Below are 24,509 nucleotides of genomic sequence, written 5' to 3' on the forward strand. Positions count from 1 at the left end.
GTCAGAATTCCACCCGCAGCGGCAGGCCCGCCGGCAGGTCGTCGGCGTCTTCGAGCTCGACCTCGGCCAGATAGCTCAGGCGCGCGGCGTCCTTGCCGCTGAGCGCGTAGTACGGCGTGAACGTCGGCTCGCTGCGCACCATGCGCACGCGTCCGGCGTAGACGCGCTCCCCTGCGGCGCCGACGCGCACGGTGGCGCGATCGCCCACCTGCACACCGGGTCGCAACGGCTCGGGCACGTAGACCCGCGCATAGGGCTGCTCGCCGACCAGCAGCACCGCCAGCGGCGCGCCGACCGGGGCCTCGTCGCCGAGCCGGTACGGCAGGCTGTCCACCCGCGCCGCGCGTGGCGCGACGACATCCAGCCGCCCGGTGCTGACCGACTGCGTCCGTGCCTGGGCCTGCGCGGCCTCGAGCGCAGCCTGGGCCTGCGCGATCTGCTCGGGGCGGGCGCCGTTCTGCAGCTCGGCCAACGCGGCCTGGGCGCCGGCGACCTGCGCCTGGGCATTGCCGGCAGCCGCACGCGCGCGATCGACATCGGCCGCCGAGACCAGTTGCCGGCCGCCCAACGGCTGCAACCGCTCGTAATAGGCGCGCGCATCGCGCGCCTGCGCCTGTGCGGCGGCGAGATTGGCCCGCGCCTGGTCGATGTCCTCGCGGCGTGCGCCGTTGCGCAATTCCTCCAGCGCCTCACGCTGGCGCGCGACCTCCGCTTCGGCCGCCGCGAGCTGGGCATCGCCGCGGGTCCGCTCCAGGGTCAGGATGCGCTCGCCGGCCTCCACGCGCTGACCTTCGCGCACCGCGATCTCGGCGATGCGCTCGGCAGCGGGGGCCGGCAGCGTGATGCGGTCGTATTCCAGGGTACCGAGCGCATGCGGCGGCTCGCGGCTGCAGCCGGCGAGCAGCACGGCCGCGAGCGCGAGACCGGCGAGCGGGAGGAGACGGGTCATGCGGGCAGCTCCAGGCCGCGATCGAGCAAGGCGAGCGCGTGCAGGCGGATGTCGTCGATGCCCAGCTCGTCGCTGGCGAACAATTGCCGCCAGATCGGGGTGCCGGCGGCCGGGAACAGCGTCAGCCCGACCAGCGAGACCATCAGCAGCCGAGGATCCAGCGCGGGATTGAGCCGGCCGGCCTGCTGCTCCTGGGCGAAGCGCGCGGCCATGAACGCACTGATCTCCGGCGCCAGCCGGGTGACCAGCAGATCGCGCAGGTCGCCGCCTTCGCTGACCACCTCGCGGATCCACAGCGCCGGCATCCACGGGTGCCGTGCGACCAGTGCGCACAGCAGGTCGACGAATGCGACCAGCACCGTGCGCAGCGACGCGTCCGCCATGCCCAGTAGGGTTTCGCGGACCTCGTCGAACACCGGCATCAGCCGTTCGGCGATCACCGCATCGCGCAGGCCGGCAGCGTCGCGGAAGTAGTAATGCAGCAGCGCCGGGGTCACCCCGGCCTCGGTGGCGATGTCGCGCAGCGAGGTCGCCGCGATGCCGCGGCGCACATAGCAGGCGAGCGCGGCATCGAGCGCGCTGCCGCGCCGGTCGGTGTCGCCGGCGGGCGGACGCCCTGGCGTGCGGGCGGGGTCGGGGGTGCGGGATCGGGCCATGCGTGTGATATTAATTGATCGATCAATTAATGTCCGAATGCGCGCTGAATCCCGGGCCGCGACACCGCCCTGCATGGCGATGCGCTACCCTGCGCGCCCTATGCAGACCAGCCCCCAAACCGACTTCGTCCTCGAACCGGACGACACCGAGCGCCTCGCCAATCTCGCCGGCCCCTTCGACAGCCACCTGCGCCAGATCGAGCTGCGCCTGGGGGTGGAGATCGCCAATCGCGGCCATGTGTTCCGCATCACCGGCCGAGACCGCGATGTGGTGGCCCGCGCCGAAGCGTTCGTGCGCGCGCTCTACGACGAGACCGAAACCGAGACGCTCGACAGCCAGGCCGTGGCGATGCGGCTCTCGGAGGCCAATGTGGCGCGCGACGACGACGTCGTACCGCAGGAAGTGGCGGTCCGGGTCAAGCGCGGTACGGTCCGCGGACGCGGCGCCAACCAGGTTCGCTACCTGCACCGTATCGCCACCCACGACATCAATTTCGGCATCGGCCCGGCGGGCACCGGCAAGACCTTCCTCGCGGTGGCGATGGCGGTCGAGGCGCTCAACGAATCCAAGGTCCAACGGCTGGTGCTGGTGCGTCCGGCGGTCGAGGCCGGCGAGAAGCTGGGCTTTCTGCCCGGCGATCTGAGCCAGAAGGTCGACCCGTACCTCCGCCCGCTTTACGACGCGCTGTACGAGATGCTCGGCGTGGAGAAGGTCGCCAAGCTACTGGAACGCAACGTCATCGAGATCGCGCCGCTGGCCTACATGCGCGGACGCACGCTCAATGATGCATTCGTGATCCTCGACGAGGCGCAGAACACCACGATCGAGCAGATGAAGATGTTCCTGACCCGCCTGGGCTTCGGCTCGACGGCCGTGGTCACGGGCGACCTGACCCAGATCGACCTGCCCAAGCACGTGAAGTCCGGCCTGCGCGACGCGCTGGACGTGCTGCGCGAGGTCGAGGGCGTGAGCTTCACGTTCTTCGAAGCACGCGATGTCGTGCGCCATCCGCTGGTCGCGCGCATCGTTGGCGCCTACGAACGCCGCGATGCCAGCGACGCGGCGACCGGACCGGCCTGAGCGATGGCGCTGCGCCGCATCGGTGCGTTCGCCCTGGCGCTGGCCCTGCCCACTGCGGCCGCGGCGCAGACGTCTCCGACATCGCAGCGGATCGCCACCGCGGCCGCGATCGCCGCGCCCTGCCTGTCGATCGAGGCTGGATCGGTCATGGTGAGCCTGCCGCTGACCGACCTCGAGCGCGCGGTCGCGGCCCGGCCGCAGCCCCCGCAGAGAGAAAACGACCGCGCGGCCGACCACGACGCGCCGCTGTGGCGCGACGAGTCCGAACGCCTGGCCCTGATCCGCGGCAATCGCGCGGCCCAGCTGCTGGCCTCGCCCCGGCTGCCTGGACATGACCGATACGGCTGCCTGCGGGCGGCGCTGGAGGACGTACCGGGCGACGCGCGCTATCTGATCGGCGCGATGCTCGAGCGCGGCGACGCCGCGATGTGGCGCTCCGGCGAGGCGGGCCTGCGCGATGCGGTCTTGGTCACGCGGACCAATCCCCGCCGGGGTGATGGCCCCATGGGCGCCGTGCTCTATCGGCTGGACGAGGGCGAACGCCCGTTCCTGATGCTGGTCGAGTGGATCGCCTGACCGCCTGCCCCTGATTTTTCCTGTTTGCATGAGACCCGCCATGACCCAGGCCGCGCCCCATCTCGACATCGCCGTCGGCTATGCGCTGCCGCGCAAGGGCATTCCCTCGGCGGCCAGCTTCCGCCGCTGGGCGAGTGCCGCGCTCGATGGCCGGATCCGCGAAGCGGACCTGGCGATCCGCCTGGTCGACGAGGACGAGGGCCGTGCACTCAACCGCCACTACCGCGGCAAGGACTACGCGACCAACGTGCTGAGCTTCCCGGCCGAGCTGCCCGAAGGGCTGCCCGAGGGCGTCCGCCTGCCCTTGCTGGGCGACCTGGTGATCTGCGCGCCGGTGGTCGCGCGCGAGGCTGCCGAACAGCACAAGCGCCAGGGCGACCACTACGCCCACCTGACCGTGCACGGCGTGCTGCACCTGCTGGGCTGGGACCACGAGAACGACAAGGACGCCGAGGCGATGGAGCAGCTCGAGCGCGAAGTCCTCGCCTCGCTCGGCATCGACGACCCTTACCGGTTACCCGGCTAAGCCGCCGGCGCTTGCCCAGGCGCTCAGAGGCAATCGACCAGCCCGTCGAAGATCGACCGCCCACCCGGCAGTACCGCATCAAGCGCGTCCCCGCCGGCCACCGCGTCGAGCATCGCCGGCAGCGTGGTGCCGGCCGCCAGCGGTGTTCGGCAGTGCCAGACCTTCGGCTGCACGATGATCCGGCCGGTGCGCGCCACCAGGAACTCCTCGCTGGCCGCGAAACTCCACACGCACATGCCGATCCGTCCATCGTCCCGGTGCACCGAGCATTCGAAGCGCAAGGGCTGGAGGTTGGTGTACTCGCCCTCGCAGAAGGTGTCGCCGCAGATCTGGTCGAACTGCCGGGGCAACTGGTAGGTCATCGCGTACCAGGCCTCGACGCGCGCATCGTCGCCGCGGGCATAGGTCGCGGCGTCGACATAGGGCCCGCCCAGGCGCGCCTCGGCGCTGGCCAGGCCGGGCAGGCCCAGCACGGCGGCCAGCGCGAGGGTGGCCAGGCGGACGGGACGGATCACAACAGGCATGTCGGTACTCCTGAATGAATGTGTGGCCAGCATCGCCGTCAGCCGCGTACCGCCGCGATCGGGCATCGCCGCGGCGCGGCTTCGGAATTCTCCGCGCCGGGCCCCGGAGTTCCGGCCGTGACGGCCGCCTGGACATCGGCGGCGGCGGACGCGCTAGACTTTCCCGCACGCCCCACCATCGCCCCTCCCCCCTGGGGCGCCCATACCAACGCAATGTCAGAAGACGACAGTAGTCAAACCGCCACCGAGCCCCACGAAAAGCGCCGCAGCTGGCTGGACCGGATCAGTTCGGCGATCTCCGGCGAACCCACCAACCGCGAGGACCTGGTCGAGCTGCTGCGTGACACCCACGCCGACGGCCTGATCGACGCCGACACCCTGCGCATGTTCGAAGGCGCGCTGGGCATCTCCAGCAAGACGGTCGGCGATGTGATGGTGCCGCGCGCGCAGATGGTCGCGCTGCCGGCCGATGCCAAGTTCCTGGACCTGATGAAGCAGGTGGTCGAGTCCGGCCACTCGCGCTTCCCGGTGCATGGCGACGACAAGGACGAGGTGCTCGGCATCCTGCTCGCCAAGGACCTGCTGCGCGGTGTGGTCGCCGACAACGGCCCAGGCTCGATCCACGAGCTGCTGCGCCCGGCGGTGCTGATCCCCGAATCCAAGAAGCTCAATGTGCTGCTGCGCGAGTTCCGGCTCTCGCGCAACCACATGGCGATCGTCATCGACGAGTACGGCGGCGTCGCCGGGCTGGTGACGATCGAGGATGTGCTCGAAGAGATCGTCGGCGAGATCGACGACGAACACGACGACGCCGAAGATCCGAACGCACTGATCGCCGCCCAGGCCGATGGCCAGTTCGCGGTCAGCGCGCTGACCCCGATCGCCGACTTCAACGAGCGCTTCGGCGCCGATTTCGACGACGACGAATACGACACCATCGGCGGGGTGATCATCGGCGCGATCGGCCATCTGCCCGAGGTCGGCGAGGAGCTGGCACTGGGCCGGTTCGCCTTCCGCGTCACCGATGCCGACTCGCGCCGGCTGCATGCGCTGCACGTCAGCGTGCATGCCCAGGACTGAGGCGCCGCGCACGTCCGCCGCCCACGCCTGGCGACAGGCGTTCGCGCTGCTGCTGGCGCTGATCGCCTGGCCGGCGTTGGCCCAGGTCGCAAGCGACGCCCCACGGGTCGGGGTGGCGACGATGCAGCCGGGCGAAGTGTTCTTCGAACGCTTCGGCCACAACGCGATCGTGATCGACGACCCGGCAGCGCCGGAGCCGGTGTCCTACAACTTCGGCTTCTTCGACCCGTCGGAGCCGGATTTCGTCGCCCGCTTCGTGCGCGGCGATATGCGCTACCAACTCGCCGCGCTGCCGCTGGCCGACGACCTGGCCTACTACCGCGAAGTCGGGCGTGGGGTGTCGATCCAGTGGCTGGACCTCGACCCGGCGCAGGCCCGGCATCTGGCGACGGCCCTGGCCTGGAATGCGCGCCCCGAGAACGCGCATTACCGCTACGACTACTTCACCGACAACTGCTCCACGCGCGTGCGCGACGCGCTCGACGACGCGCTTGGCGGATTGCTGCACCGGCAGTTGCAGGGCCGCTCACGCGGCAACACCTATCGCGGCGATGCGGTGCGCCTGGCGTCCCCGGCGCTGTGGATGTGGCTGGGCTTCGACATCGGCCTGGGCCCGGCCGCCGATCGGCCGAATGCGCTGTGGCAGGACATGTTCGTGCCGATGCGGCTGGCCGAAGCGCTGCGCGGCATCCACCATGCCGACGGCCGGCCGCTGGTCGCCGAGGAAGTCGAGGTGCTGCCGCACCGCCAGCCGGCCGAGCCGCCGGAGCGCGCGCGCCAGTGGTGGCCGTGGTTGCTGGCCGGCCTCGCACTGGGCGCAGCCGCTTGGGCGCTGGGCCGCCGCGCGCCGCGTGCCCTGGCCGCCACTGCGCTCGGCTTCTGGACACTGTGCGCGCTGCTCGGTGCGGTGATGCTGTTGCTGTGGCTGGGCACCGAGCATGTGTTCGGCTGGCGCAACCACAACCTGCTGCTGTTCAACCCGCTGTGCCTGCTGCTGCTGCCCGGTGGCTGGCGGCTCGCTCGCGGCCACGCACCTGGCCGGGTGTTCGCGATCGTGCTGCCGACGGTTGCCACTCTCGGCATCGTCGCGCTGTTCCTGCACTGGCTGCCCGTGCTGCCGCAGCGCAATGCGGCCTGGCTGTCGCTGGTGCTGCCGGTGCATATCGCCCTGCTGGCGGCACTGCGTCCGAAGCAGCCGGCCGCTCTCGCCTAGGCACGCCGCACCGGTGATGGACGGCCGCGGGTTGCGGCCGCGCGCGCTGCTTGCATTGCAGACACCGCGCGTGACGCCTGCATACGTATGCGGCCACGGCGCCTCGGACCTGCGTGACAGAATCGGGACGACCGCACGCGAATGCGCTTGGGAGGGCGCCGCACATGTCGAACCGGTTCACGCTCTGTCTCGCCCTGCTGCTGCCGCTCTCGGCCCTCGCGAATCCGCCGGCCGGATCGGCCGCCCGCATCACCTCGCCCGACGCGACGATCGCCGTCGAGGTCACGACCGACAACGAGGGCCGCGCCAGCTACCACATCAGCCGGGCCGGACGGCCGGTGATCGCCGATTCGCGTCTGGGCATGCTGTTCGCCGACGCACCGAAGTTCGAACGCAACCTCGCCATCGTCGACCAGCGCACACGCAGCCACGACGAGGCCTGGGAGCTGCCGTGGGGCGAGCGCCGGCACATGCGCGACCACCATAACGAACTGCGTGTCACCTTCGCCGAGACCAGCGGTGCCAAGCGCCGTTTCGACGTGGTGTTCCGCGTGTTCGACGACGGCGTCGGTTTTCGCTACGACTTTCCCGACCAGCCGGGACTTCGCCGCCTGGCGATCAGCGAAGAGCTAACCGAATTCGTCGTCGCCGATGCGGCGACCGCCTGGTGGATTCCGGCCTTCGAGTGGAACCGCGAGGAGTACCTCTACCATCGCACGCCGATCGAGCAAGTCGGCGACGCGCAGACGCCGATCACGCTGCGCACCGATGACGGCCTGCATCTGTCGATCCACGAAGCGGCGCTGGTCGACTATTCGGGCATGAACCTGACCCGCGTCGACGGCCGCAAGCTCAAAGCTGCACTGACGCCGGGCATCGGCGAGGCCAAGGTCGAAGTCGCCGCGCCGTTCGCGACGCCGTGGCGCACGATCCAGATCGCCGATCGCGCCGGTGGCCTGGTCGAGTCGGGACTGATCCTCAACCTCAACGCGCCCAACGCACTCGGCGACGTCTCTTGGATCCGGCCGATGAAGTACGTCGGCATCTGGTGGGAGATGCACCTCGACCGCAAGACCTGGGCCTCGGGCTCCAAGCACGGCGCGACCACCGCCCACGCCAAGCGCCACATCGACTTCGCCGCCGCCAACGGCCTGGGCGGCGTGCTGGTTGAAGGCTGGAACGTCGGTTGGGATGGCGAGTGGTTCGGCAACGGGGAGACCTTCAGCTTCACCCGCCCCTACCCCGACTTCGATCTCGACGAGGTCACCCGCTATGCGCGCGAGAAGGGCGTAATGCTGATCGGCCATCACGAGACCTCGGGCAATGCCGCCCATTACGAACAGCAGCTCGACGACGCGTTCGACCTGTACGCGCGCCTGGGCGTGCACGCGGTCAAGACCGGCTATGTCGCCGACGCTGGCCAGGCCAAGGTGCGCGATGCCCAAGGCCGGCTGCGCTACGCCTGGCACGAAGGCCAGGCGATGGTGCGCCACCACCAGCGCGTGATCGATGCCGCCGCGAAGCGTCACATCGCGGTCAATCCGCACGAGCCGGTCAAGGACACCGGGCTGCGCCGCACGTATCCCAACCTGATCACCCGCGAAGGCGCACGCGGCATGGAGTTCAACGCCTGGGGCAATCCGGGCAACCCGCCCGAGCACGAGGCCACGCTGGTGTACACCCGCCTGCTGGCCGGGCCGATGGACTTCACGCCTGGCGTGTTCGGCATGGATACCAAGTCGGGCGAGCCGATGGCCAGCACGTTGGCCAAACAGTTGGCGCTGTACGTGGTGATCTATAGCCCGCTGCAGATGGCGGCCGATCTGCTCGAGCACTACGAGGCGCGTCCCGAGGCCTTCCAGTTCATCCGCGACGTCCCGGTGGACTGGGAGGACACCCGTGCGGTGGCCGGCGACGTCGGCGAGTACGCGGTGATCGCCCGCCGCGCGCGCGGCGGCGACGACTGGTACCTGGGCGCGGTGACCGACGACAGCGCGCGCACGATCGAGGTGCCCCTGGACTTCCTCGCTCCTGGCCGCCGCTACACCGCGCAGATCTATCGCGACGGCGACAACGCCGGCTGGCGCGACGACCCCCACGACATCGTCATCGAGTCGCGCGAGATCGGCGCCGGCGACACGCTGTCGGTTCGCCTGGCCCCGGCCGGCGGGCAGGCGGTGCGGTTCGTCGCCCTCTAAAGCCAAACCCCAAAAAGCAAAACCGGGGTCAGAGTGCATTTTTCTCACCATGCGGCGAGAAATTGCACTCTGACCCCGGTTTCGCGGAGGATGCGCCGATGAGCGATTCTCCCGTGACGTCCGGCGCCACGCCGCCCAATCCGCCGAGTGTGGTGAACTGCGCGGTCTACGGGCCTGGCGGCAAGCGCGAGGTGGCGTTGGCCGATGTCGGCGAGGCGCTGGTCGACGATCCGGCGTGTTTTGCCTGGATCGGCCTCTACGAACCCGACCAGAGCGTGCTGGCGCAGTTGCAGGCCGAGTTCGACCTGCACGATCTGGCGATCGAGGATGCGGGCAAGGCGCACCAGCGGCCCAAGATCGAGGCCTATGGCGATTCGCTGTTCATCGTCGCCAACACCGCGCAGGCGGTCGACGAGCGCATCGCCTACGGCGAGACCCATCTGTTTCTCGGTCCCCGCTATCTGGTGAGTGTGCGCCACGGCGCCTCGCTGTCGTACGCACCGGCGCGTCGCCGCCTGGAGCGCGAACCGGCATTGCTGGCGATGGGGCCGTCCGCGGCGCTGTACGCGGTGCTCGATGCGATCGTCGACAACTATCTGCCGGTGGTCGAAGAGTTCCGCACCACGCTCGATGCGCTCGAACGCCACATCGTCAGTGCGCAGTTCCACCGCCGCATCCTGATCCGGCTCTACGAACTCAAGCGCGAACTGACCTGGATGCGGGTCGCGGCCACGCCGCTACAGGACGTGCTCTCGCAACTGATGCGCAACACCGGCCCGCTGGTGCCGTCCGACATGAAGCCCTACATCCGCGACGTACTCGACCATTCGGCCCGCATCAACGAGACCGTCGATGCGCTGCGCGACATGCTCGGCACCGCGCTTGCGGTCAACCAGGCGCTGGTGACGCTGACCCAGGGCGAGATCGTCAAGAAACTCGGCGCCTGGGCCGCGCTGCTTGCGGCACCGACGCTGATCACCAGCTGGTACGGCATGAACTTCCACAACATGCCCGAGCTCGACGAACGCTACGCCTACCCGCTGCTGATCGGCGGCACCGCCGTGGTCATGGGCCTGTTGTACCGGATGTTCAAGCGCGCCGGTTGGCTGTGACGCAGGCGCTTCCATAGCGCCATCGACGCCGCGGGCAGCCGGCGCTACGCCGGCCAGAAACGCGTGACCGCCTCGCGGATCGCCAGTCCGCCACCGCCGATCAGCACGGCGAAATAGACGATCGTCAGTACATTGGCCAGGTGGCCCAGCAGCACCATCGTGCCGTCACGCTGCAGCAGGCCGATCGCCAGGCACATCAGCGCCACGCCCGGTACGGTGTTGCTGAAGGGAATGAAACCGAACGGCGCCATCAGCAGCACCGCGCCCAGGATCAGCGCCGCGTCGTTGAACAACCCGACCCCACGGCCGTGGGTCAGGCCGGCCAGACGGCCGGGGCGGGTGATGCGCTCGAGCCGGCGCACCCACTTCAAGCCGGTGTCGAGCGCACCGCGCATGCGGCCGGCCGGCACCGAACGGCGGCGCACCGCGGACGGCAGCCACAAGGGGCGCCCCATCATGCGGGCCACGCCGATCAGCACGATGACCGCGCCAAACACCGTGCTAACGCCAGGGATCGAGACCGGGATCAGGAACACCAGCGTCAGCAGGATCACCAGCAGCAGCATGCCCTGCGCGCCGAGCTCGTCAACCAGCGGCCCGACCTCCACGTCGCTGTCAGGCAGGCCTGCGATCAGCGACTGCAGCTGCTCGCGCAGCGAGGCCTCCGAGGCCTCCATCGGAGCGCTCATCGCAAGACGCGCGGTCGGTGCGCGGCGAGCATGCGCAGGGCGGGCGGCGGCATCGTCGACACAGGGCAGATCCGGAGCGGAAGGGCGCGCCATCCTAGCAGGACGCCCGGGCCCGCCCCTGCCCCATTCACATTGCCGCGCGCGGCGTCTAATACGAAAGTCGTAAGGCTTTGGGCCGCGATCGGCATCGATGCGCATTGACCGCGCCGGCCCCCGGCGCGACCCTGTGCGCGGTCTTTCCGGGGAATCGCTATGAAGGGTGTCGTCAACCACGTCGTCTGGGGCGCGGTCGCGCTGCTGGGCGCCGCCTGCATGGGCGTCGTCGCCCTGCGTCAAGGCGAACAGATCAGCGCGCTGTGGATCGTGGTCGCGGCGGTGTCGATCTATCTGGTCGCCTACCGCTACTACAGCCTGTACATCGCCAAGAACGTCATGGGGCTCGATGTGCGGCGCGCCACGCCCGCGCACGTCAACAACGACGGCCTGGACTACGTGCCGACCAACAAGCATGTGCTGTTCGGCCACCACTTCGCCGCGATCGCGGGTGCCGGTCCGCTGGTCGGCCCGGTGCTGGCCGCGCAGATGGGCTACCTGCCCGGCATGCTGTGGCTGATCGTCGGCGTGGTGCTGGCCGGCGCGGTGCAGGACTTCATGGTCCTGTTCGTGTCCACCCGCCGCAACGGCCGCTCGCTCGGCGACCTGGTGCGCGAGGAGATGGGCCAGGTGGCGGGCACGATCGCGCTGTTCGGCGCCTTCATGATCATGATCATCATCCTGGCAGTGCTGGCGATGATCGTCGTCAAGGCACTGGCCGAGAGCCCCTGGGGCATGTTCACCGTGATTGCGACGATGCCCATCGCGATCTTCATGGGGCTGTACATGCGCTACATCCGCCCCGGCAAGATCGGCGAGATCTCGGTGGTCGGCATCGTGCTGCTGCTGGGCGCGATCTGGCTGGGCGGCAAGGTCGGCGCCCATCCGACCTGGGGCCCGGCGTTCACCTTCACCGGCACCCAGATCACCTGGATGCTGATCGGCTACGGCTTCGTCGCCGCGACGCTGCCGGTGTGGCTGCTGCTGGCGCCGCGCGACTATCTGTCGACGTTCCTCAAGATCGGCGTGATCGTTGCGCTGGCGATCGGCATCGTCATCGCCAGCCCCGAGGTCACCTCGCTGAAGATGCCGGCGTTGACCGAGTTCGCGTCCACCGGCGACGGTCCGGTCTGGAAGGGCGGCCTGTTCCCGTTCCTGTTCATCACCATCGCCTGCGGCGCGGTGTCGGGCTTCCATGCGCTGATTTCTTCGGGCACCACGCCCAAGCTGCTCGCCAACGAGACCCACGCCCGTTACATCGGCTACGGCGGCATGCTGATGGAATCGTTCGTAGCGATCATGGCGCTGGTCGCAGCCTCGATCCTCGATCCGGGCATCTACTTTGCGATGAACAGCCCCGCGGCGATCGTCGGCACCGACGTGCACAGCGCGGCGGCGGCGGTGAGCCAGATGGGCTTTGTGATCACCCCCGAGGCGCTGGAACTCAAGGCCCAGCAGATCGGCGAGCACACCATCATCTCGCGCGCCGGCGGCGCGCCGACGCTGGCGGTGGGCATTGCGGTGATCCTGCACGACGCTCTGCCCTTCACCGGCGAGGCGGCGATGGCGTTCTGGTACCACTTCGCGATCCTGTTCGAGGCGCTGTTCATCCTGACCGCGGTGGACGCGGGCACGCGCGCTGGCCGGTTCATGCTGCAGGACCTGCTCGGCAACTTCGTGCCGGTACTGCGCAAGACCGACAACTGGGGCGCCAATGCCCTGGGCACGGCGGGTTGCGTGGCGCTGTGGGGCTACTTCCTCTACCAAGGCGTGGTCGATCCGCTGGGCGGCATCAACACCTTGTGGCCACTGTTCGGCATCGCCAACCAGATGCTGGCCGGCATCGCGCTGATGCTGTGCACGGTGGTGCTGTTCAAGATGAAGAAAGACCGCTATGCGTGGGTGACTGTGGTGCCTGCGGTGTGGCTGCTGATCTGCACCACAGCGGCCGGCCTGATCAAGCTGTTCGACCCCAAGCCGGCAGTCGGCTTCCTCGCCCAGGCCAGCCACTACAAGACCGCGCTGGCCAACGGCGAACTGCTGGGCGCGGCCAAGACCGCTGGCCAGATGCAGCAGGTGGTCGTCAACGCCTACGTCAACGCGGGCCTGACGGCACTGTTCCTGTTCGTGGTGTTCAGCACGCTGTTCTTCGCGATCCGCGCGATCGTACGGGCCCGCCGCGTGGCCACGCCGACCGCGCGCGAGACCCCGTACGTCGAGCTTTCGCCCGACCAGCAGAAGGCCTGGCTGTGATGCGGACCGTCGCCGGAGCGCTGGGCTGATGGCCGGCACCCTGGTCCCGGTCGACTACTTCGCCACACACAAACGTGTGTGGCGAAGAGTGGTGCAGACCGCGCGGCTGTGCTGCGGCGTGCCCGACTACGACAACTACGTCCGCCACATGCTCGACAAGCATCCCGATCGCGAACCGATGGACTACAAGACCTTCTTTCGCGAACGCCAGGAAGCCCGCTTCGGCGGACGCAGCGGCTTCCGCTGCTGCTGACCCAACCTGCAAACCGGGGTCAGAGTGCAATTTCGTGAGCGAAATGCACGCTGACCCCGGTTTTGCTTTGTTTGCGGGCCGGGACGGTGCATGCTCCGCGCTCCACCAATCCGAGCGACCGGCCAATGCGCCTGCGCCTTCTGACCGTCGCTCTGTGCCTCGTTGCATTGCCACTGGGTGCATCCGCGTCCAACGCCGCACCGACGTCCGCGCCCTGTGCGGACATCGCGCAGTTCCCTGAGCTTGCGGGAAGCCTGTGCCTGACCCAGTCGCTGCCCCTGCGTCACGAGGCGCCCGATCTGGACACGATCGATGTGGCCGTCCGTCGCTTCCCGGCCGCCGATCCCGCGCGCAGGCGCGGCGAGATCTGGCTCGTCGCCGGCGGTCCGGGCGAGCCGGGCGCGGCGCTGCTTCCGTTTTTACCGACCTTTCGCCGCGCCTTCTCCCAGTACGACCTGGTGATCCCCGACCATCGCGGCACCGGCGGCTCGACCCGGCTGTGCCCGACCGAGGAATCGGCCGACAGCGCCGACGGCTATGCGCTGGCACCGAACGAATGGGGGCCGTGCATCGGCGCCATGTATGCCGATCCGGCGCGCACCGCTGCGTTCTCGACCACACAGGCCGCGCAGGATCTTTCCGCCCTGATCGCCCGCCACCACGGCGACGGCGAGGTGCTGGTCTACGGCGTGTCCTACGGAACGCAATTGGTGCTGCGCATGCTGCAGATCACGCCTGCACCGGTCGACGGCCGGCCGCTCGACGGCGTGATCCTCGACGGGCTGGTCCCTCCTGAAAGCGCGCCGCAGTGGGATCTGGGCCATCGCACCGCGGTCGTCGATACGGTCGGCCGAGCGGTGCTCGGCGAGGCCGGCAGCGCACGGTATGCGCATCTGCTGGCCACCGCGGATCCGACGCTCTGGCAGGCCGTCGTGCCCGGCGGCGATCTGCGCGGCTTTCTCGGCAGGCTGCTGAACTTCCCCGAATTGCGGGCACGCATCCCGGCGATCATCGACGGCCTGTCCGCCGGCGACACCGCGCCCTTGCAGGCGGCGGTCGCCGAGTTGCAGACCACGCTCGCGCCGCTGACCCGGCATCCGCAATCGCCACCTTCGCTGCCGCTGGTCATGCTGATCTCGGCGTCCGAGAACAACGGACGCCGCGACTTGAGCCGGGCCGATGTCGAGGCCGAAGCGCGCGATGCGCTGTTCACCAGTGCGATCCCTGGCTTTCTGGTCGAGGCGTCCGTGCCGCTCTACCCGCGCGACGCCTGGTTCGGCCACACGCCTGCCACCCTGCCGCGCACGCTGGTGATCCACGGCACCCTTGACCCCAACACGCCCTATGCCGGCGCCCAAGCGCACGCCGCGCTGCTCGCCGACGCCGGTCCGCTGCGTTTCGTCACGGTCGACGGGGGCGCCCATCTGCTGCCGTTGGTCGCGCCCGACTGTTTCGTCGCAGCAGCCAACGCCTTCGTCCGCGATCAGCCGGTGCCGGCAAGCTGCACGCCATAAAAACCGGGGTCAGAGTGCAGTTCTCGAGACATGCACGCCGACCCCCGATTTTAAGAAAAAATGCACTCTGACCCCGGTTATTGGCCGGCCATGAGGCGCAGGATCTGGCCGACGAAGTAGGCGATCAGGGTGCCGGTGGCGTAGCCCACGGTACCCAGCAGTACGCCGACCGGCGCGAGCGTGGGATGGAACGCCGCAGCGATGACGGGCGCCGACGCCGCCGCGCCGACGTTGCCCATCGAGCCGACGCCGACGTAAAACATCGGCGCCTTGACCAGGCGCGCCGCGCCCCAGATCACCAGCACGTGGACCGCCATCCAGATCGCGCCGATCGCGATCAGTTCCAGCCGGTCGAACAGCTTCATGAAGTCCATCTGCATGCCGATGCAGGCGATCAGGAAATACAGGAACACGGTGCCCAGTCGCGAGGCACCGGCGCTCTCCAGGTTGCGCGCGCGTGTGAAGCTGAGACTCAGCCCCGCCGCGGTGGCGATCAGGATCACCCAGACGAAGGCCGAGTCGAGGCTGTACTGCGCAGCGTTTTCGACGTTGGCGCCGAACCAGGCCGCCAGCGGCGTGGCGATCGCATGCGCCGCGGCGACGATACCGAAGGCCATACCGACGATGACCATCAGGTCAGTGAGCGTGGGAATGCGGGCATTCGCGGCTTCGAAAGCGGCCATCTTGGCCTTCATCTCGTCGATGGCGCGCGTGTCGGCGCCCGAACGCGCGTCGATCTGCGTCGAACGGTTGGCCAGGAACAGCAACGTCGCCATCAGGGCGCTGGCCATCGCGACGTCGACCACCGCGAACTGGCCGAACAACGTGGCATCGACGCCGTACACCTCGCGCATCGCGACCATGTTCGCGCCACCGCCGATCCAACTGCCCGCCAGCGCCGCCATGCCTTTCCAGGTATCGCCGGCGACGGCCGGCGGGTGCACCCATTCCATGATCTGGAACGAGACGATCGCGCCGAGCACGATGCCGACCGTGCCGGCGACGAACACAAACAGCAGTTTGGGCCCGAGCTTGAGGATGCCTTTGAGGTCGATCGACAGCGTGAGCAGCACCAGGGCCGCAGGCAGCAGCACGCGGCTGGCGATCGGGTTGTAGAGGCTGTTGTGCTCGCCGTCGATCAGCCCGACGGTGTTGTAGAACGCCGGCACGAAATAGCACAGCAGCAGCGCCGGCACCCAGGTGAAGAATTTCTTCCAGAACGGCGTCGGGCCGCTGGCTAGCCAGAAGATCAGGCCCAGGGTCGCGGCGATCAGGCCGAACAGGACGATGTCGCTGGTGATCAGCGCGGAGGAAGGTGCAGCGGATTCGATCGCCATGCGGTCGGACCTTCAAAAGACGGAGTCGGAAGACACGCTCGCGCCCGGCAGCGTGCCGGGCGCGAGGCGACGCAGGCCCCGCCGGTGACGACGAGGCGGCGCGACGCTTACTGGCCGATGTGCTGCTTGAGCCAGGCGTTGACGGTGTCGTGCCACAGCACGCTGTTGTGCGGCTTGAGCACCCAGTGGTTCTCGTCGGGGAAGTACAGCAGCTTGGACTCGATGCCCTTGCGCTGCAGCGCGGTGAACGTCGACAGGCCCTGATCCACCGGCACGCGGTAGTCCTTCTCACCCTGCACCACCAGCATCGGCACCTTCCAGTTGGCGACGTGATTGACCGGATTGAAGCGCTCGTAGTTCTTCGGCTGGTCGAACGGCGTGCCCTGGTTCTCCCATTCGGTGAACCACAGTTCCTCGGTCACATAGCCCATCGAGCGTGTGTCGAACACGCCATCGTGATTGACCAGGCACTTCCACGGCGACTGCCCGCTGCGGTCGAACCAGTTGCCGGCGATCCAGTTGATCATGTAGCCGCCATAGCTGGCGCCCAGCGCGCAGGCGCGGTCGCCGTCGAGGAAGGCGTACTTCTGCTGCGCCGCCGCCCAGCCTTTCTGCAGATCCTCAAGCGGCTTGCCGCCCCAGTCGCCGCTGATCGCGTCGGTGAATGCCTGGCCGTAGCCGGTGGAGCCGTGGAAGTCGATCATCACCACCGCATAGCCCTGCCCGGCATACGTCTGCGGGTTCCAGCGGTAGCTCCAGCCATTGCCGAAGCTGCCCTGCGGACCGCCGTGGATCAGGAACGCGACCGGATAGGTCTGGCCTTCCTGGTAGTTCCACGGCTTGACCACATAGCCATAGACGGTCTCGTTGCCTGCGCCCTTGAACGAGAACTGCTCGTAGTCGCCGAAGGCGACATCGGGCAGGCGCTCGGCGGCGGTCGGGGTGATCTGGCGCAGTTGCGTATCGGCGCCCAGCGACTGCAGCGAGCCGGTGTAGAGGGTATCGCCACTGCGGATCGAATTACGGCTCAGCGCGATGGTGTCGCCCGCAATCGCGAACGCGGAGATCGAACCATCGGCGATGAGCTTGGTGACCTCGCCGGTGGCGACATCGACGCGGAACAGCGGGTATTCGCCGGTGTCCTGCGCGGCGACGTACAGCGTGCGGCCATCGGCCGACGGCTGCAGGCTGCTCGGCGAGCGGTCCCACTGCGGCGCGATCTCGCGCGCCTGACCGCTGGCGACATCCAGCGCCATCAGCGCGTAGCGGTCGGCCTCGAAGCCCGGCCGCTTCATCGCGCGGTAGAACAGCGTGCGGCCATCGGCGCTGAACACCGGGCCGGCATCCCAGGCCGGGTTCGACGCGGTCAGGTTGACCGGCGCGGCATCGCCGGTGGCGTCGATGCGGTAGAGATCGAAGTTCGTCGACCACGGCGCCTCACGACCCGCGACCTTGACGCTGGCCACGACCGAGCGGCCGTCCGGGGCCCAGGTGTAATCCTCCGCGCCGCCGAAGGGCTTGGACGGGATATCGCCTTGCAGGGCATGACCCAGCGCACGCACGGTGGCGACCGGGCGCGCACCTGCGGCCGGCAGATCGGCGACGAACAGGCGGCTCATCGTGCCGTCCTTCCAGGTGTCCCAGTGGCGCACGAACAGTTGGTCGTAGACCACGCCGCTGGCCTTGGCGTCCTTCTGCTCGCCGAGCTTGCGCTGGGTGCACGCCAGATCGGCCGCGCAATCACCGAAGGTGTCGGCGCTGAAGGCCACGCGACGGCCATCGGGCGACACCTGGAAGCTGCCGATGTCGACTGCGACGTCGGTCAACTGGCGCGGGGCGCCGCCGCCCAGCGGCATCGCGTAGACCTGTGAGCTACCGTGCTTGCTGCTGAGGAAGTAGACCGTCTGACCATCGGCCGACAACGCAGGCGAGTTGACGTTCCAGCCATCGGGCGTGATCCGCTTCGGCGGCGCCAGGTCACGGGTCACCAGGTTACGCGCGTAAAGCGCCGTGGTCGCCTTGCCCGAATCGAAATCCAGCGTGCGCTGGGCAAAGACCAGCTGGCGGCCATCGGCGGTCAGCAACGGCGAGGACACCCGGTCAAGCTTGACCAGATCACGGACGTCGAGCCCGCGCTCCTGGGCGGCAGCCGGCAATACGGCGAGCAGGCACAACGACAGCAGGGCGGGACGCAATGGCATGGGACGGGCTCCGGGCAAAGAGTCCGCATGGTAGGCCGGTGCCGCCGGGCTGGCAAAGCGCCCGATGGCGCCCCGCCTGCGCGGGGCGTCGCATGACCGGGCACAGGCCCGCATTCATTCCTTGGCGGTGGCGCCGCCCAGGTGGGTGGACAGGAACGCGAGCAACCGGGTGTAGAACGCGCGCTTGTTCTCCGGCTTGTAGAAGCCGTGTCCCTCGTTGGCGACGTACAAGGTCTCGACCGGCACATCGGCCGCCCGCAGCGCACGCTCCATCCGGCGTGTGTGTTCGACCGGCGCAACCTCGTCCTGGCCGCCGGCCACCAGCAGCACCGGCACGCGGATCTGCGTCGCCAGACGCGTGGGCGAACGCGCCGACAGTTGCGCGGTATCGTCGCCGACCCACTCGTCGGTCCAGGTGCCCGCCCAGGCCGCGGATCGCCGATTGTCGGCCCGCATCAACGGCAGGTCGTACACGCCGACATAGCCGACCGCACAGCGATACAACTCCGGCTCGCGCGCCACGCCCATCAACGACGCGTAGCCGCCATAGCTGCCGCCGTAGAGGCAGACACGCTCGGCATCGGCAATGCCCTGCGCGATCGCCCAGCGGGTCGCATCGGTCAGATCGTCCTGCATCGTCGTGCCCCAGCCGCGCGCACCGGCCCGGCGGAAGCTACGACCGTAATTGCCCGAGCCGCGGTAATTGATCTGCAGCACGGCATACCCGGCCTGCGCCAGCACCTGCACGTCAGGATCGAACGCCCAGTCGTCGAAGATGCCGAACGGCCCACCATGCGGCAGCACCACCAGCGGCAACGGGTCGTTGTCATGCCCCGACGGACGCGTGAGATAGCCGTGCAGCACGAGTCCGTCGCGGGCCGGCAACGAGACTGCGCGCATCGGTGCCATCTGCGTCGGGTCGACGCCTGCCCGCCGCGCAAGTGCGAACGCCGCCTCTTTGGTGGCCGCGTCGTAGGTGTAGAAGCTACCCGGGTCGACATCGCTGGTCGCCATCAGCACCTTGGTCGAGGCATCGCGCGTGGCCGAGATGATCCGTACGGCCTGGCCCGGGAACGCCTGTTCGAACATGCGCCCGAGCCTGGCGTCGGCCGAGCTGTCGTCGAAGAATACCTGTCGCGGCGTCGCGCCCAGGAACCGCGCGCCGACCGGCGTCGACGTGTCGGGCCGATAGATGACCTCCGGGTCGACGACGGCGTCGCGCAGCACCTCCCGTCGTGTGTCCGCGGCGATGTCCCAGGCGACGATCGCATCCGGACCTTCGGGCTGGGTCACCTGCAGGTACGCGATGCGATCATCCTCGGAGAAACCGAGTGGATACTCATGGCGCCCGCTTTCACGTTCGTCATTGATCAACCGCCAGTCCTCGCCGCGCCCCGTGCGGTAATACAGCTTCGAGCGATTGTCGGCCTGGGCACCGACCGCAAAGCGCACCTCGCCGGCGTGATCGGTCCTGAATCGCGCACGTGCGACCGGCACCGTGGCTTCGGTCGTGCGGCGCCCGGAGTAGACATCAAGCCGATCGACACGGGTCATCGGATCCTTGGTGAACGGTGAGACCGCCACCAGGATGTTGCGCGGATCGCCCGGTAGCAGGTCGATCGGAAATGCGCTGACCATCTCGGCCTTGCCGCCGGTCGGGATCCGGGTCCCGGTCGGCGTGCCGCGTACCCGCCAACCCACGAGCAACTGCGCGCGCGACCCATCGGCGTTCATTGCATAGAGCTCGCCGGTCAGCGACGGATAATCGCGCGCGCCGAAGCGCTCGGCCAACGCAAAGACCAGGCGATCGTCCTTGGCCCACCAGAAGTCGGCGATGTGGGTGTTGCGCGGCAACCGGTAGCTGCCGACGATGCTGCGATCGGTCCAGCGGATCACGCCGATCGCGGTGGTGTCCCCGTGCGGCATCGTTGCCGCGAAGTATTCGCCGGTCGGCGAGATCTTGATGTCGCGGAAACCGTCGTCCTCGACGAACGGCGCCAGATCGACCTGCGCATACGCGCCCGCGCACGCGATCGCCAAGACGAGCGCGAGCATCCACTGCAGTCCATTGCGGACCATTCCATTGACTCCTTTTGATAAGCGGTCGCCGCAAGAGGGCCGGCCGGTGACGCGCTCCCCGCGCGTGTCGCTTAGTCTAGCGCGCGGCAGGCGCCCGCGGATGCCGCCTATACTCGCGGCTTCCGCCATTTCCATGACGACGCGCCCATGGCCGCAGCCTCCATTACCGCCCGGAGCGGCACCGACGACTTCCTCGGCCATCCCAAGGGCGTCTTCGTCTGCTTCTTCACCGAGATGTGGGAGCGCTTCTCCTTCTACGGCATGAAGGCGCTGTTGCTGCTGTACATCCTCAAGTACCACCTGTTCGGCGACGACGCCGGCTTCGACCTGCTCGGCGCCTACGGCGGCCTGGTCTATGCCATGCCGGTGCTCGGCGGCCTGCTCGCCGACCGCTACCTGGGCATGCGCAAGGCGGTGGTGCTGGGCGGCGTGCTGCTGGTGCTCGGCCACCTGGGCATGGCCTTCGAAGGCGAGCAGGCGCGCATCGTCGACGGTACGGTCGTACGCGACGAAACCGCACTGCAGGTGTTCTACCTGTCGCTGGCGTTGATCATCATGGGTGTGGGCTTTCTGAAGCCGAACATCTCGACGATCGTCGGCAAGCTCTACGCCCCCGAGGACCCGCGCCGCGATTCGGGCTTCACGCTGTTCTATGCCGGCATCAACGTCGGCGCCTTGTTCGCCAGCCTGGTCTGCGCGTTCCTCGGCGAGACCTACGGCTGGAAGTACGGCTTCGGCGCCGCGGGCATCGGCATGGTCGCCGGCTTGGTCGTGTTCCTGTGGGGCCAGAAGTATCTGGGCGGTCACGCCGAGCCCAACGATCCTGCGAAGCTGACCGAGAAGCTCGGACCGCTGAGTCGCGAATGGTGGATCTACGCCGGCAGCTTCGGCGGCGCGCTGGTGGTGTGGCAGCTGATCCAGCGCACGTGGACGGTGCACGGCGCGATGCATCTGATCGCCGCCGCGCTGGTGATCTGGTTCGTCTGGTTCCTGATCCGGCACTGCAGCCGGGTCGAGCGCGAGCAGATGCTCGCGCTCGTGTTGCTGATTTTCGGCGTGCTGATCTTCTTCACGCTCTACGAGCAGACCTACGGCTCGTGGGTCACGTTCACCGACCGGATGCTGACCAAGGACCTCTTTGGCCTGACGCCGGGCGGCTATACGCCAGGCGTGCCATGGGCGATGTTCGCACTGGGCGCGAGCCCGCTGCTGATGGTGCTCGCGCTGCGCGCCAGCGACCGCGGCCGCACCGGCACCGCGCGCGCGGCCGCGGTCGCGATGGTCGCAGCCCTCGCGGTCGCCCTGGTGCACGACGTCGTGCTGGTGCCGCAGACGGCCGGCTCGCTGACCTTCCTGGGCGCGTTCTTCATCGTCGTGCTCGCTCCCGTGTTCTCCTGGCTGTGGCCCTGGCTGGACCGCCGCGGCCTGAACCCCAGCAAGCCGACGAAGATGGCGATCGGTCTGGTGTTCGCGGGCCTGGCGTTTGTGCCGCTGCTGCTGGCCGCACAGGCGGCGGGCAACGGCGTACTCGCAAGCGTGTGGTGGCTGGTACTGGCGTACTTCCTGCTGGAGATCGGCGAGATGTGTCTGTCGCCGATCGGTCTGTCGGCGGTCACTCAATTGTCGGTCGCACGCGTGGTCGGCCTGATGATGGGCGCGTTCTGGCTGGCGACCGCGTACTCGGAGGTGCTGGCCGCGCAGTTCGGCAAGCTGACCGCACTCGAGGTCGCCGAGGGCGAGGCGATCGACATGGCCGTGGCCGCGGCCAAGTACGGCGAACTGTTCCAGATCATGCTGTGGATCGGCGTCGGCTCGGGCGTGGCCTACTTCGTGCTCGCGCCACTGGTGCGGCGCTGGATGCACGGCGTGCGCTGACAGGCGCTGCCCGCCCCCCTCGCGGCACCGGCTGCCCGCGCGCGCGTCGTGTCGCCACACGCCCGCATCTCCGCCTGGGCGCCCTGGTCTGATCCAGATCAAGGCGCGGCACTCGCGGGCGGGCGAGGATGCCCCGTGAGCGAGGAGGCTTCCCATGCACGGCTATCAGGATCTCGCAGGCGATGACATGCCTGCGCCCCAGTTCGACGACGACAGCTCGCGTGGCGCGCTGATCGAGCGCTTCGCGCAGACCGCCAGCGACTTCGGCGCCCTGGACGCGGAGTCGCTGGCCGGCCTCGCGCTGTGAGCGAGGCATTCACGATCGCCGCGCCGCGCAGGCGGCAGCCGGCACTCGAGGTCGATGGCGCTCTGGTTGCCGCCCGGCTGGGCCTGGCCGGCGAGGCATTCCGCCAGTTGATGGCCGACGGCAAGGTCAGCGTGCTGTGCGAGCGCGGCATCGGCGAGGATACCGGCCGGTATCGCGCAACGTTCTACTACGCCGGCCGCCGCGCGCGGTTGCTGCTCGACGAGACGGGATGCGTCCTCGAGGCCACCGGTGACGCGATCACGCGGCCCGGACCTGCGGCCTCCTGACCGACGCGTCCCCTGCCCCGCTCGCTACGGCCCGTCAGCCGACAGGTCGTGCCGACGGCGTACGGCAGCCAGCGAACAGATCCAGATCGCGCTCGTACACGCCGCTGCGCACATCGAACAGGCCGAGCATGGCGTGATAGAAGTTGTCGTGACTGTAGGTGCGGCTGGCAGCATGGCCGCGCAGGCAAGCGAGGTCGAGCCCGGCGTGCTGCGAGAACGCAGGCGAGAACCACATCAGCATCGGCACTTTCTTCTGCTCGTCGGGGGCGATCATGTACGGGGTGCCGTGCAGGTACATACCGCGCTCGCCCAGCGATTCGCCGTGATCGGACAGGTAGATCATCGCGACATCGCGCTGATCGGCGTAGCGCTGCAACAGATCGATGGTGTTGGCGAGCATCTGGTCGGTGTAGACCAGCGTGTTGTCGTAGGTGTTGGTCAGCGCCTCGCTGCTGCACTTCTGGATCTGGTTGCTGTCGCAGGTGGGCGTGAACGCGCGCGCCTTTGCCGGATAGCGCTCGAAGTACGTCGGACCGTGGCTGCCCAGTTGGTGCAGCACGATCAGTGCGTCGCCATGCATCGCATCGATCCGCGTATCGAGCTGGTGCAGCAAGACTTCGTCGTAGCAGGTGCCGTCCTTGTTGACGCAGTGCTCGGCGATCTGCATTTTGGGCATGTCTTCGTTGGCCACGCGCACGCAGACGCCCTTGCAGCCGCCGTTGTTGTTGTTGCGCCAGAGAATCTCGACCCCGGTGCGCTGCAGCACGTCGAGCAGGTTTTCTTCCGTCACTGCCCGCACCTCGTCGTACTGCGGGCGCGTCATGCGCGAAAACATGCACGGTAACGAGATCGCGGTGGCGGTACCACAGGACCACACGTCCGAGAAACTGATGATGTCCGAGTGCTTGGACAACGCCGGATTGGTCGGACGCGGATAGCCGTTGAGCTGGAAATTCTGCGCCCGCGCGGTTTCACCCACGACCGCGATCACCAGTTTCGGCCGCGCACCTGCAACAGGCACTGGCCGGGTGGCGTCCTCGGCGACCGTGCGCAGTGGCTGTGAGGTCGCGCTGTACCGGCGCTTGAGATACCCGTTGGTATTGCGCACGAAGTTGAACGGCAAAAACTGGTCGCGAATATGGCCGTTATTGCGCAACAACGACGCATAGTCCTTGTAGAACGCCATCGTCACCACAATCAGGACGACCGATGTCACCAGCACATTGCCCAGCCACCAGAGCAGCGTGCGCATCGGCGTGCCGACCGGCTTGGTCTGCAGGAAAATCGTGACCACAGCAGGCAATATCCCAAGCCCAAGAATCGTGAGTAGCAGTGGGAGTGAGAAATACGAGGCCATCTCGGCCTGATTGGTCTCAAAGAAATTCTGCACCATGCTGCGGTCAATCAGCACGTTATAATGCAGCATGAAGTAACTGCAGCCGGCGCTGATCACCACCAGGGTGGCCAACAAGGGTTTACGGACGTACGGCAGGGCCACGACCGGTGTCAGCAGCAGGTTGATGATGCAGAACAGGAACACCGGCAGACTGAGGAAGAACGACAGGCTGCGCAGGCCGTCGATCTCGACCTCCAGCCACAAGGTCCGCCAAAGCACGACATTGCCAATGGTGGCGAAGAACAATGCTGCCACCCAGGTCAGCTGAACGGGATTGAGCCGCAGGGGCGTCGAGGGCGGTGACATGCGC

20 protein-coding genes are annotated in these 24,509 nt (G+C 68.2%); 12 read left to right on the forward strand and 8 right to left on the reverse strand.

The genetic code is table 11. The annotated features are described in order from the left end of the window. Position 1 precedes the first annotated feature (1 nt). Both BEN78_02000 and BEN78_02005 read right to left on the reverse strand, forming a co-directional pair. A complete protein-coding gene (locus BEN78_02000) occupies positions 2-949 on the reverse strand; it encodes a hemolysin secretion protein D (protein ASR42349.1) in 948 nt (315 codons plus the stop codon). Then, positions 946-1,605, reverse strand: coding sequence for a TetR family transcriptional regulator (locus tag BEN78_02005; protein ID ASR42350.1), 660 nt, complete (start codon positions 1,603-1,605; stop codon positions 946-948). Before BEN78_02005 ends, BEN78_02000 begins: the two co-directional genes overlap by 4 nt. Positions 1,606-1,705: 100 nt before the next feature. Between BEN78_02005 and BEN78_02010 the strand changes: the two genes are divergently transcribed. The 3 genes from BEN78_02010 to BEN78_02020 are packed head-to-tail and all read left to right on the forward strand — an operon-like array spanning position 1,706 to position 3,788. Beyond that, positions 1,706-2,686 (forward strand): phosphate starvation-inducible protein PhoH, encoded by a 981-nt coding sequence (locus tag BEN78_02010; GenBank protein ID ASR42351.1) that lies wholly within the window; start codon positions 1,706-1,708, stop codon positions 2,684-2,686. A gap of 3 nt (positions 2,687-2,689) precedes the next feature. Beyond that, positions 2,690-3,262 carry a hypothetical protein gene (locus BEN78_02015; protein ID ASR42352.1) on the forward strand — a complete coding sequence of 191 codons (573 nt, stop codon included), beginning with the start codon at positions 2,690-2,692 and terminating at the stop codon, positions 3,260-3,262. A gap of 40 nt (positions 3,263-3,302) precedes the next feature. After that, positions 3,303-3,788, forward strand: coding sequence for an rRNA maturation RNase YbeY (locus BEN78_02020; GenBank protein ID ASR42353.1), 486 nt, complete (start codon positions 3,303-3,305; stop codon positions 3,786-3,788). A gap of 23 nt (positions 3,789-3,811) precedes the next feature. On the opposite strand, the gene BEN78_02025 is transcribed toward BEN78_02020, so the two are convergent. Continuing rightward, positions 3,812-4,312 (reverse strand): hypothetical protein, encoded by a 501-nt coding sequence (locus BEN78_02025; GenBank protein ID ASR44847.1) that lies wholly within the window; start codon positions 4,310-4,312, stop codon positions 3,812-3,814. Positions 4,313-4,525: 213 nt separating this feature from the next. Between BEN78_02025 and BEN78_02030 the strand changes: the two genes are divergently transcribed. From BEN78_02030 to BEN78_02045, 4 genes are all read left to right on the forward strand, one after another. Further along, on the forward strand, positions 4,526-5,392 hold the full coding sequence (locus BEN78_02030; protein ID ASR42354.1) for a magnesium/cobalt efflux protein: 867 nt from the start codon (positions 4,526-4,528) through the stop codon (positions 5,390-5,392). Continuing rightward, positions 5,379-6,605 (forward strand): hypothetical protein, encoded by a 1,227-nt coding sequence (locus tag BEN78_02035; GenBank protein ASR42355.1) that lies wholly within the window; start codon positions 5,379-5,381, stop codon positions 6,603-6,605. Before BEN78_02030 ends, BEN78_02035 begins: the two co-directional genes overlap by 14 nt. Positions 6,606-6,769: 164 nt before the next feature. Beyond that, positions 6,770-8,803, forward strand: a complete 2,034-nt coding sequence (locus BEN78_02040; GenBank protein ASR42356.1) for an alpha-glucosidase — start codon at positions 6,770-6,772, stop codon at positions 8,801-8,803. A gap of 98 nt (positions 8,804-8,901) precedes the next feature. After that, positions 8,902-9,915: a magnesium transporter CorA gene (locus BEN78_02045; GenBank protein ASR42357.1), complete on the forward strand. Its 1,014-nt coding sequence runs from the start codon at positions 8,902-8,904 to the stop codon at positions 9,913-9,915. Positions 9,916-9,959: 44 nt separating this feature from the next. Here BEN78_02045 and BEN78_02050 read toward each other — a convergent pair whose 3' ends face one another. Beyond that, positions 9,960-10,604 carry an exopolysaccharide biosynthesis protein gene (locus BEN78_02050; GenBank protein ID ASR42358.1) on the reverse strand — a complete coding sequence of 215 codons (645 nt, stop codon included), beginning with the start codon at positions 10,602-10,604 and terminating at the stop codon, positions 9,960-9,962. Positions 10,605-10,856: 252 nt separating this feature from the next. Here BEN78_02050 and BEN78_02055 point away from each other — a divergent pair, with 252 nt between their 5' ends. The 3 genes from BEN78_02055 to BEN78_02065 all read left to right on the forward strand — a co-directional run bounded on the left by BEN78_02055 (position 10,857) and on the right by BEN78_02065 (position 14,717). Further along, complete coding sequence (locus BEN78_02055; protein ID ASR42359.1) at positions 10,857-12,950, forward strand: carbon starvation protein A; 2,094 nt, start codon at positions 10,857-10,859, stop codon at positions 12,948-12,950. 28 nt (positions 12,951-12,978) lie between these two features. Further along, complete coding sequence (locus BEN78_02060) at positions 12,979-13,203, forward strand: hypothetical protein (GenBank protein ASR42360.1); 225 nt, start codon at positions 12,979-12,981, stop codon at positions 13,201-13,203. A gap of 314 nt (positions 13,204-13,517) precedes the next feature. After that, positions 13,518-14,717 carry a peptidase S33 family protein gene (locus BEN78_02065; GenBank protein ID ASR44848.1) on the forward strand — a complete coding sequence of 400 codons (1,200 nt, stop codon included), beginning with the start codon at positions 13,518-13,520 and terminating at the stop codon, positions 14,715-14,717. 77 nt (positions 14,718-14,794) lie between these two features. Here BEN78_02065 and BEN78_02070 read toward each other — a convergent pair whose 3' ends face one another. From BEN78_02070 to BEN78_02080, 3 genes are all read right to left on the reverse strand, one after another. Continuing rightward, positions 14,795-16,054 carry a hypothetical protein gene (locus tag BEN78_02070; protein ID ASR42361.1) on the reverse strand — a complete coding sequence of 420 codons (1,260 nt, stop codon included), beginning with the start codon at positions 16,052-16,054 and terminating at the stop codon, positions 14,795-14,797. Positions 16,055-16,161: 107 nt separating this feature from the next. Further along, positions 16,162-18,255 carry a peptidase S9 gene (locus BEN78_02075; protein ASR42362.1) on the reverse strand — a complete coding sequence of 698 codons (2,094 nt, stop codon included), beginning with the start codon at positions 18,253-18,255 and terminating at the stop codon, positions 16,162-16,164. 114 nt (positions 18,256-18,369) lie between these two features. Next, positions 18,370-20,310, reverse strand: a complete 1,941-nt coding sequence (locus BEN78_02080; GenBank protein ID ASR44849.1) for a peptidase S9 — start codon at positions 20,308-20,310, stop codon at positions 18,370-18,372. A gap of 171 nt (positions 20,311-20,481) precedes the next feature. Between BEN78_02080 and BEN78_02085 the strand changes: the two genes are divergently transcribed. Together BEN78_02085 and BEN78_02090 are read left to right on the forward strand one after the other, a co-directional pair. Continuing rightward, a complete protein-coding gene (locus BEN78_02085) occupies positions 20,482-22,209 on the forward strand; it encodes an MFS transporter (GenBank protein ASR42363.1) in 1,728 nt (575 codons plus the stop codon). A gap of 321 nt (positions 22,210-22,530) precedes the next feature. Further along, positions 22,531-22,803, forward strand: coding sequence for a hypothetical protein (locus tag BEN78_02090; GenBank protein ASR44850.1), 273 nt, complete (start codon positions 22,531-22,533; stop codon positions 22,801-22,803). A gap of 34 nt (positions 22,804-22,837) precedes the next feature. On the opposite strand, the gene BEN78_02095 is transcribed toward BEN78_02090, so the two are convergent. Beyond that, entirely contained in the window at positions 22,838-24,505 is a 1,668-nt protein-coding gene (locus BEN78_02095; GenBank protein ASR42364.1) for a phosphoethanolamine transferase, read from the reverse strand. Between the last annotated feature and the right edge of the window lie 4 nt (positions 24,506-24,509).

Origin of the sequence: Xanthomonas citri pv. mangiferaeindicae (genome assembly GCA_002240395.1) — a bacterium.
GTDB classification, from domain to species: Bacteria; Pseudomonadota; Gammaproteobacteria; order Xanthomonadales; family Xanthomonadaceae; genus Luteimonas; species Luteimonas citri_A.

Excerpts from the sequence above, each read along its gene's own strand:
- BEN78_02000 (ASR42349.1), bottom strand. The coding sequence starts at position 949 with ATGACCCGTCTCCTCCCGCTCGCCGGTCTCGCGCTCGCGGCCGTGCTG.
- BEN78_02005 (ASR42350.1), bottom strand. The coding sequence starts at position 1,605 with ATGGCCCGATCCCGCACCCCCGACCCCGCCCGCACGCCAGGGCGTCCG.
- BEN78_02010 (ASR42351.1), top strand. The coding sequence starts at position 1,706 with ATGCAGACCAGCCCCCAAACCGACTTCGTCCTCGAACCGGACGACACC.
- BEN78_02015 (ASR42352.1), top strand. The coding sequence starts at position 2,690 with ATGGCGCTGCGCCGCATCGGTGCGTTCGCCCTGGCGCTGGCCCTGCCC.
- BEN78_02020 (ASR42353.1), top strand. The coding sequence starts at position 3,303 with ATGACCCAGGCCGCGCCCCATCTCGACATCGCCGTCGGCTATGCGCTG.
- BEN78_02025 (ASR44847.1), bottom strand. The coding sequence starts at position 4,312 with ATGCCTGTTGTGATCCGTCCCGTCCGCCTGGCCACCCTCGCGCTGGCC.
- BEN78_02030 (ASR42354.1), top strand. The coding sequence starts at position 4,526 with ATGTCAGAAGACGACAGTAGTCAAACCGCCACCGAGCCCCACGAAAAG.
- BEN78_02035 (ASR42355.1), top strand. The coding sequence starts at position 5,379 with ATGCCCAGGACTGAGGCGCCGCGCACGTCCGCCGCCCACGCCTGGCGA.
- BEN78_02040 (ASR42356.1), top strand. The coding sequence starts at position 6,770 with ATGTCGAACCGGTTCACGCTCTGTCTCGCCCTGCTGCTGCCGCTCTCG.
- BEN78_02045 (ASR42357.1), top strand. The coding sequence starts at position 8,902 with ATGAGCGATTCTCCCGTGACGTCCGGCGCCACGCCGCCCAATCCGCCG.
- BEN78_02050 (ASR42358.1), bottom strand. The coding sequence starts at position 10,604 with ATGAGCGCTCCGATGGAGGCCTCGGAGGCCTCGCTGCGCGAGCAGCTG.
- BEN78_02055 (ASR42359.1), top strand. The coding sequence starts at position 10,857 with ATGAAGGGTGTCGTCAACCACGTCGTCTGGGGCGCGGTCGCGCTGCTG.
- BEN78_02060 (ASR42360.1), top strand. The coding sequence starts at position 12,979 with ATGGCCGGCACCCTGGTCCCGGTCGACTACTTCGCCACACACAAACGT.
- BEN78_02070 (ASR42361.1), bottom strand. The coding sequence starts at position 16,054 with ATGGCGATCGAATCCGCTGCACCTTCCTCCGCGCTGATCACCAGCGAC.
- BEN78_02075 (ASR42362.1), bottom strand. The coding sequence starts at position 18,255 with ATGCCATTGCGTCCCGCCCTGCTGTCGTTGTGCCTGCTCGCCGTATTG.
- BEN78_02080 (ASR44849.1), bottom strand. The coding sequence starts at position 20,310 with ATGCTCGCGCTCGTCTTGGCGATCGCGTGCGCGGGCGCGTATGCGCAG.
- BEN78_02085 (ASR42363.1), top strand. The coding sequence starts at position 20,482 with ATGGCCGCAGCCTCCATTACCGCCCGGAGCGGCACCGACGACTTCCTC.
- BEN78_02095 (ASR42364.1), bottom strand. The coding sequence starts at position 24,505 with ATGTCACCGCCCTCGACGCCCCTGCGGCTCAATCCCGTTCAGCTGACC.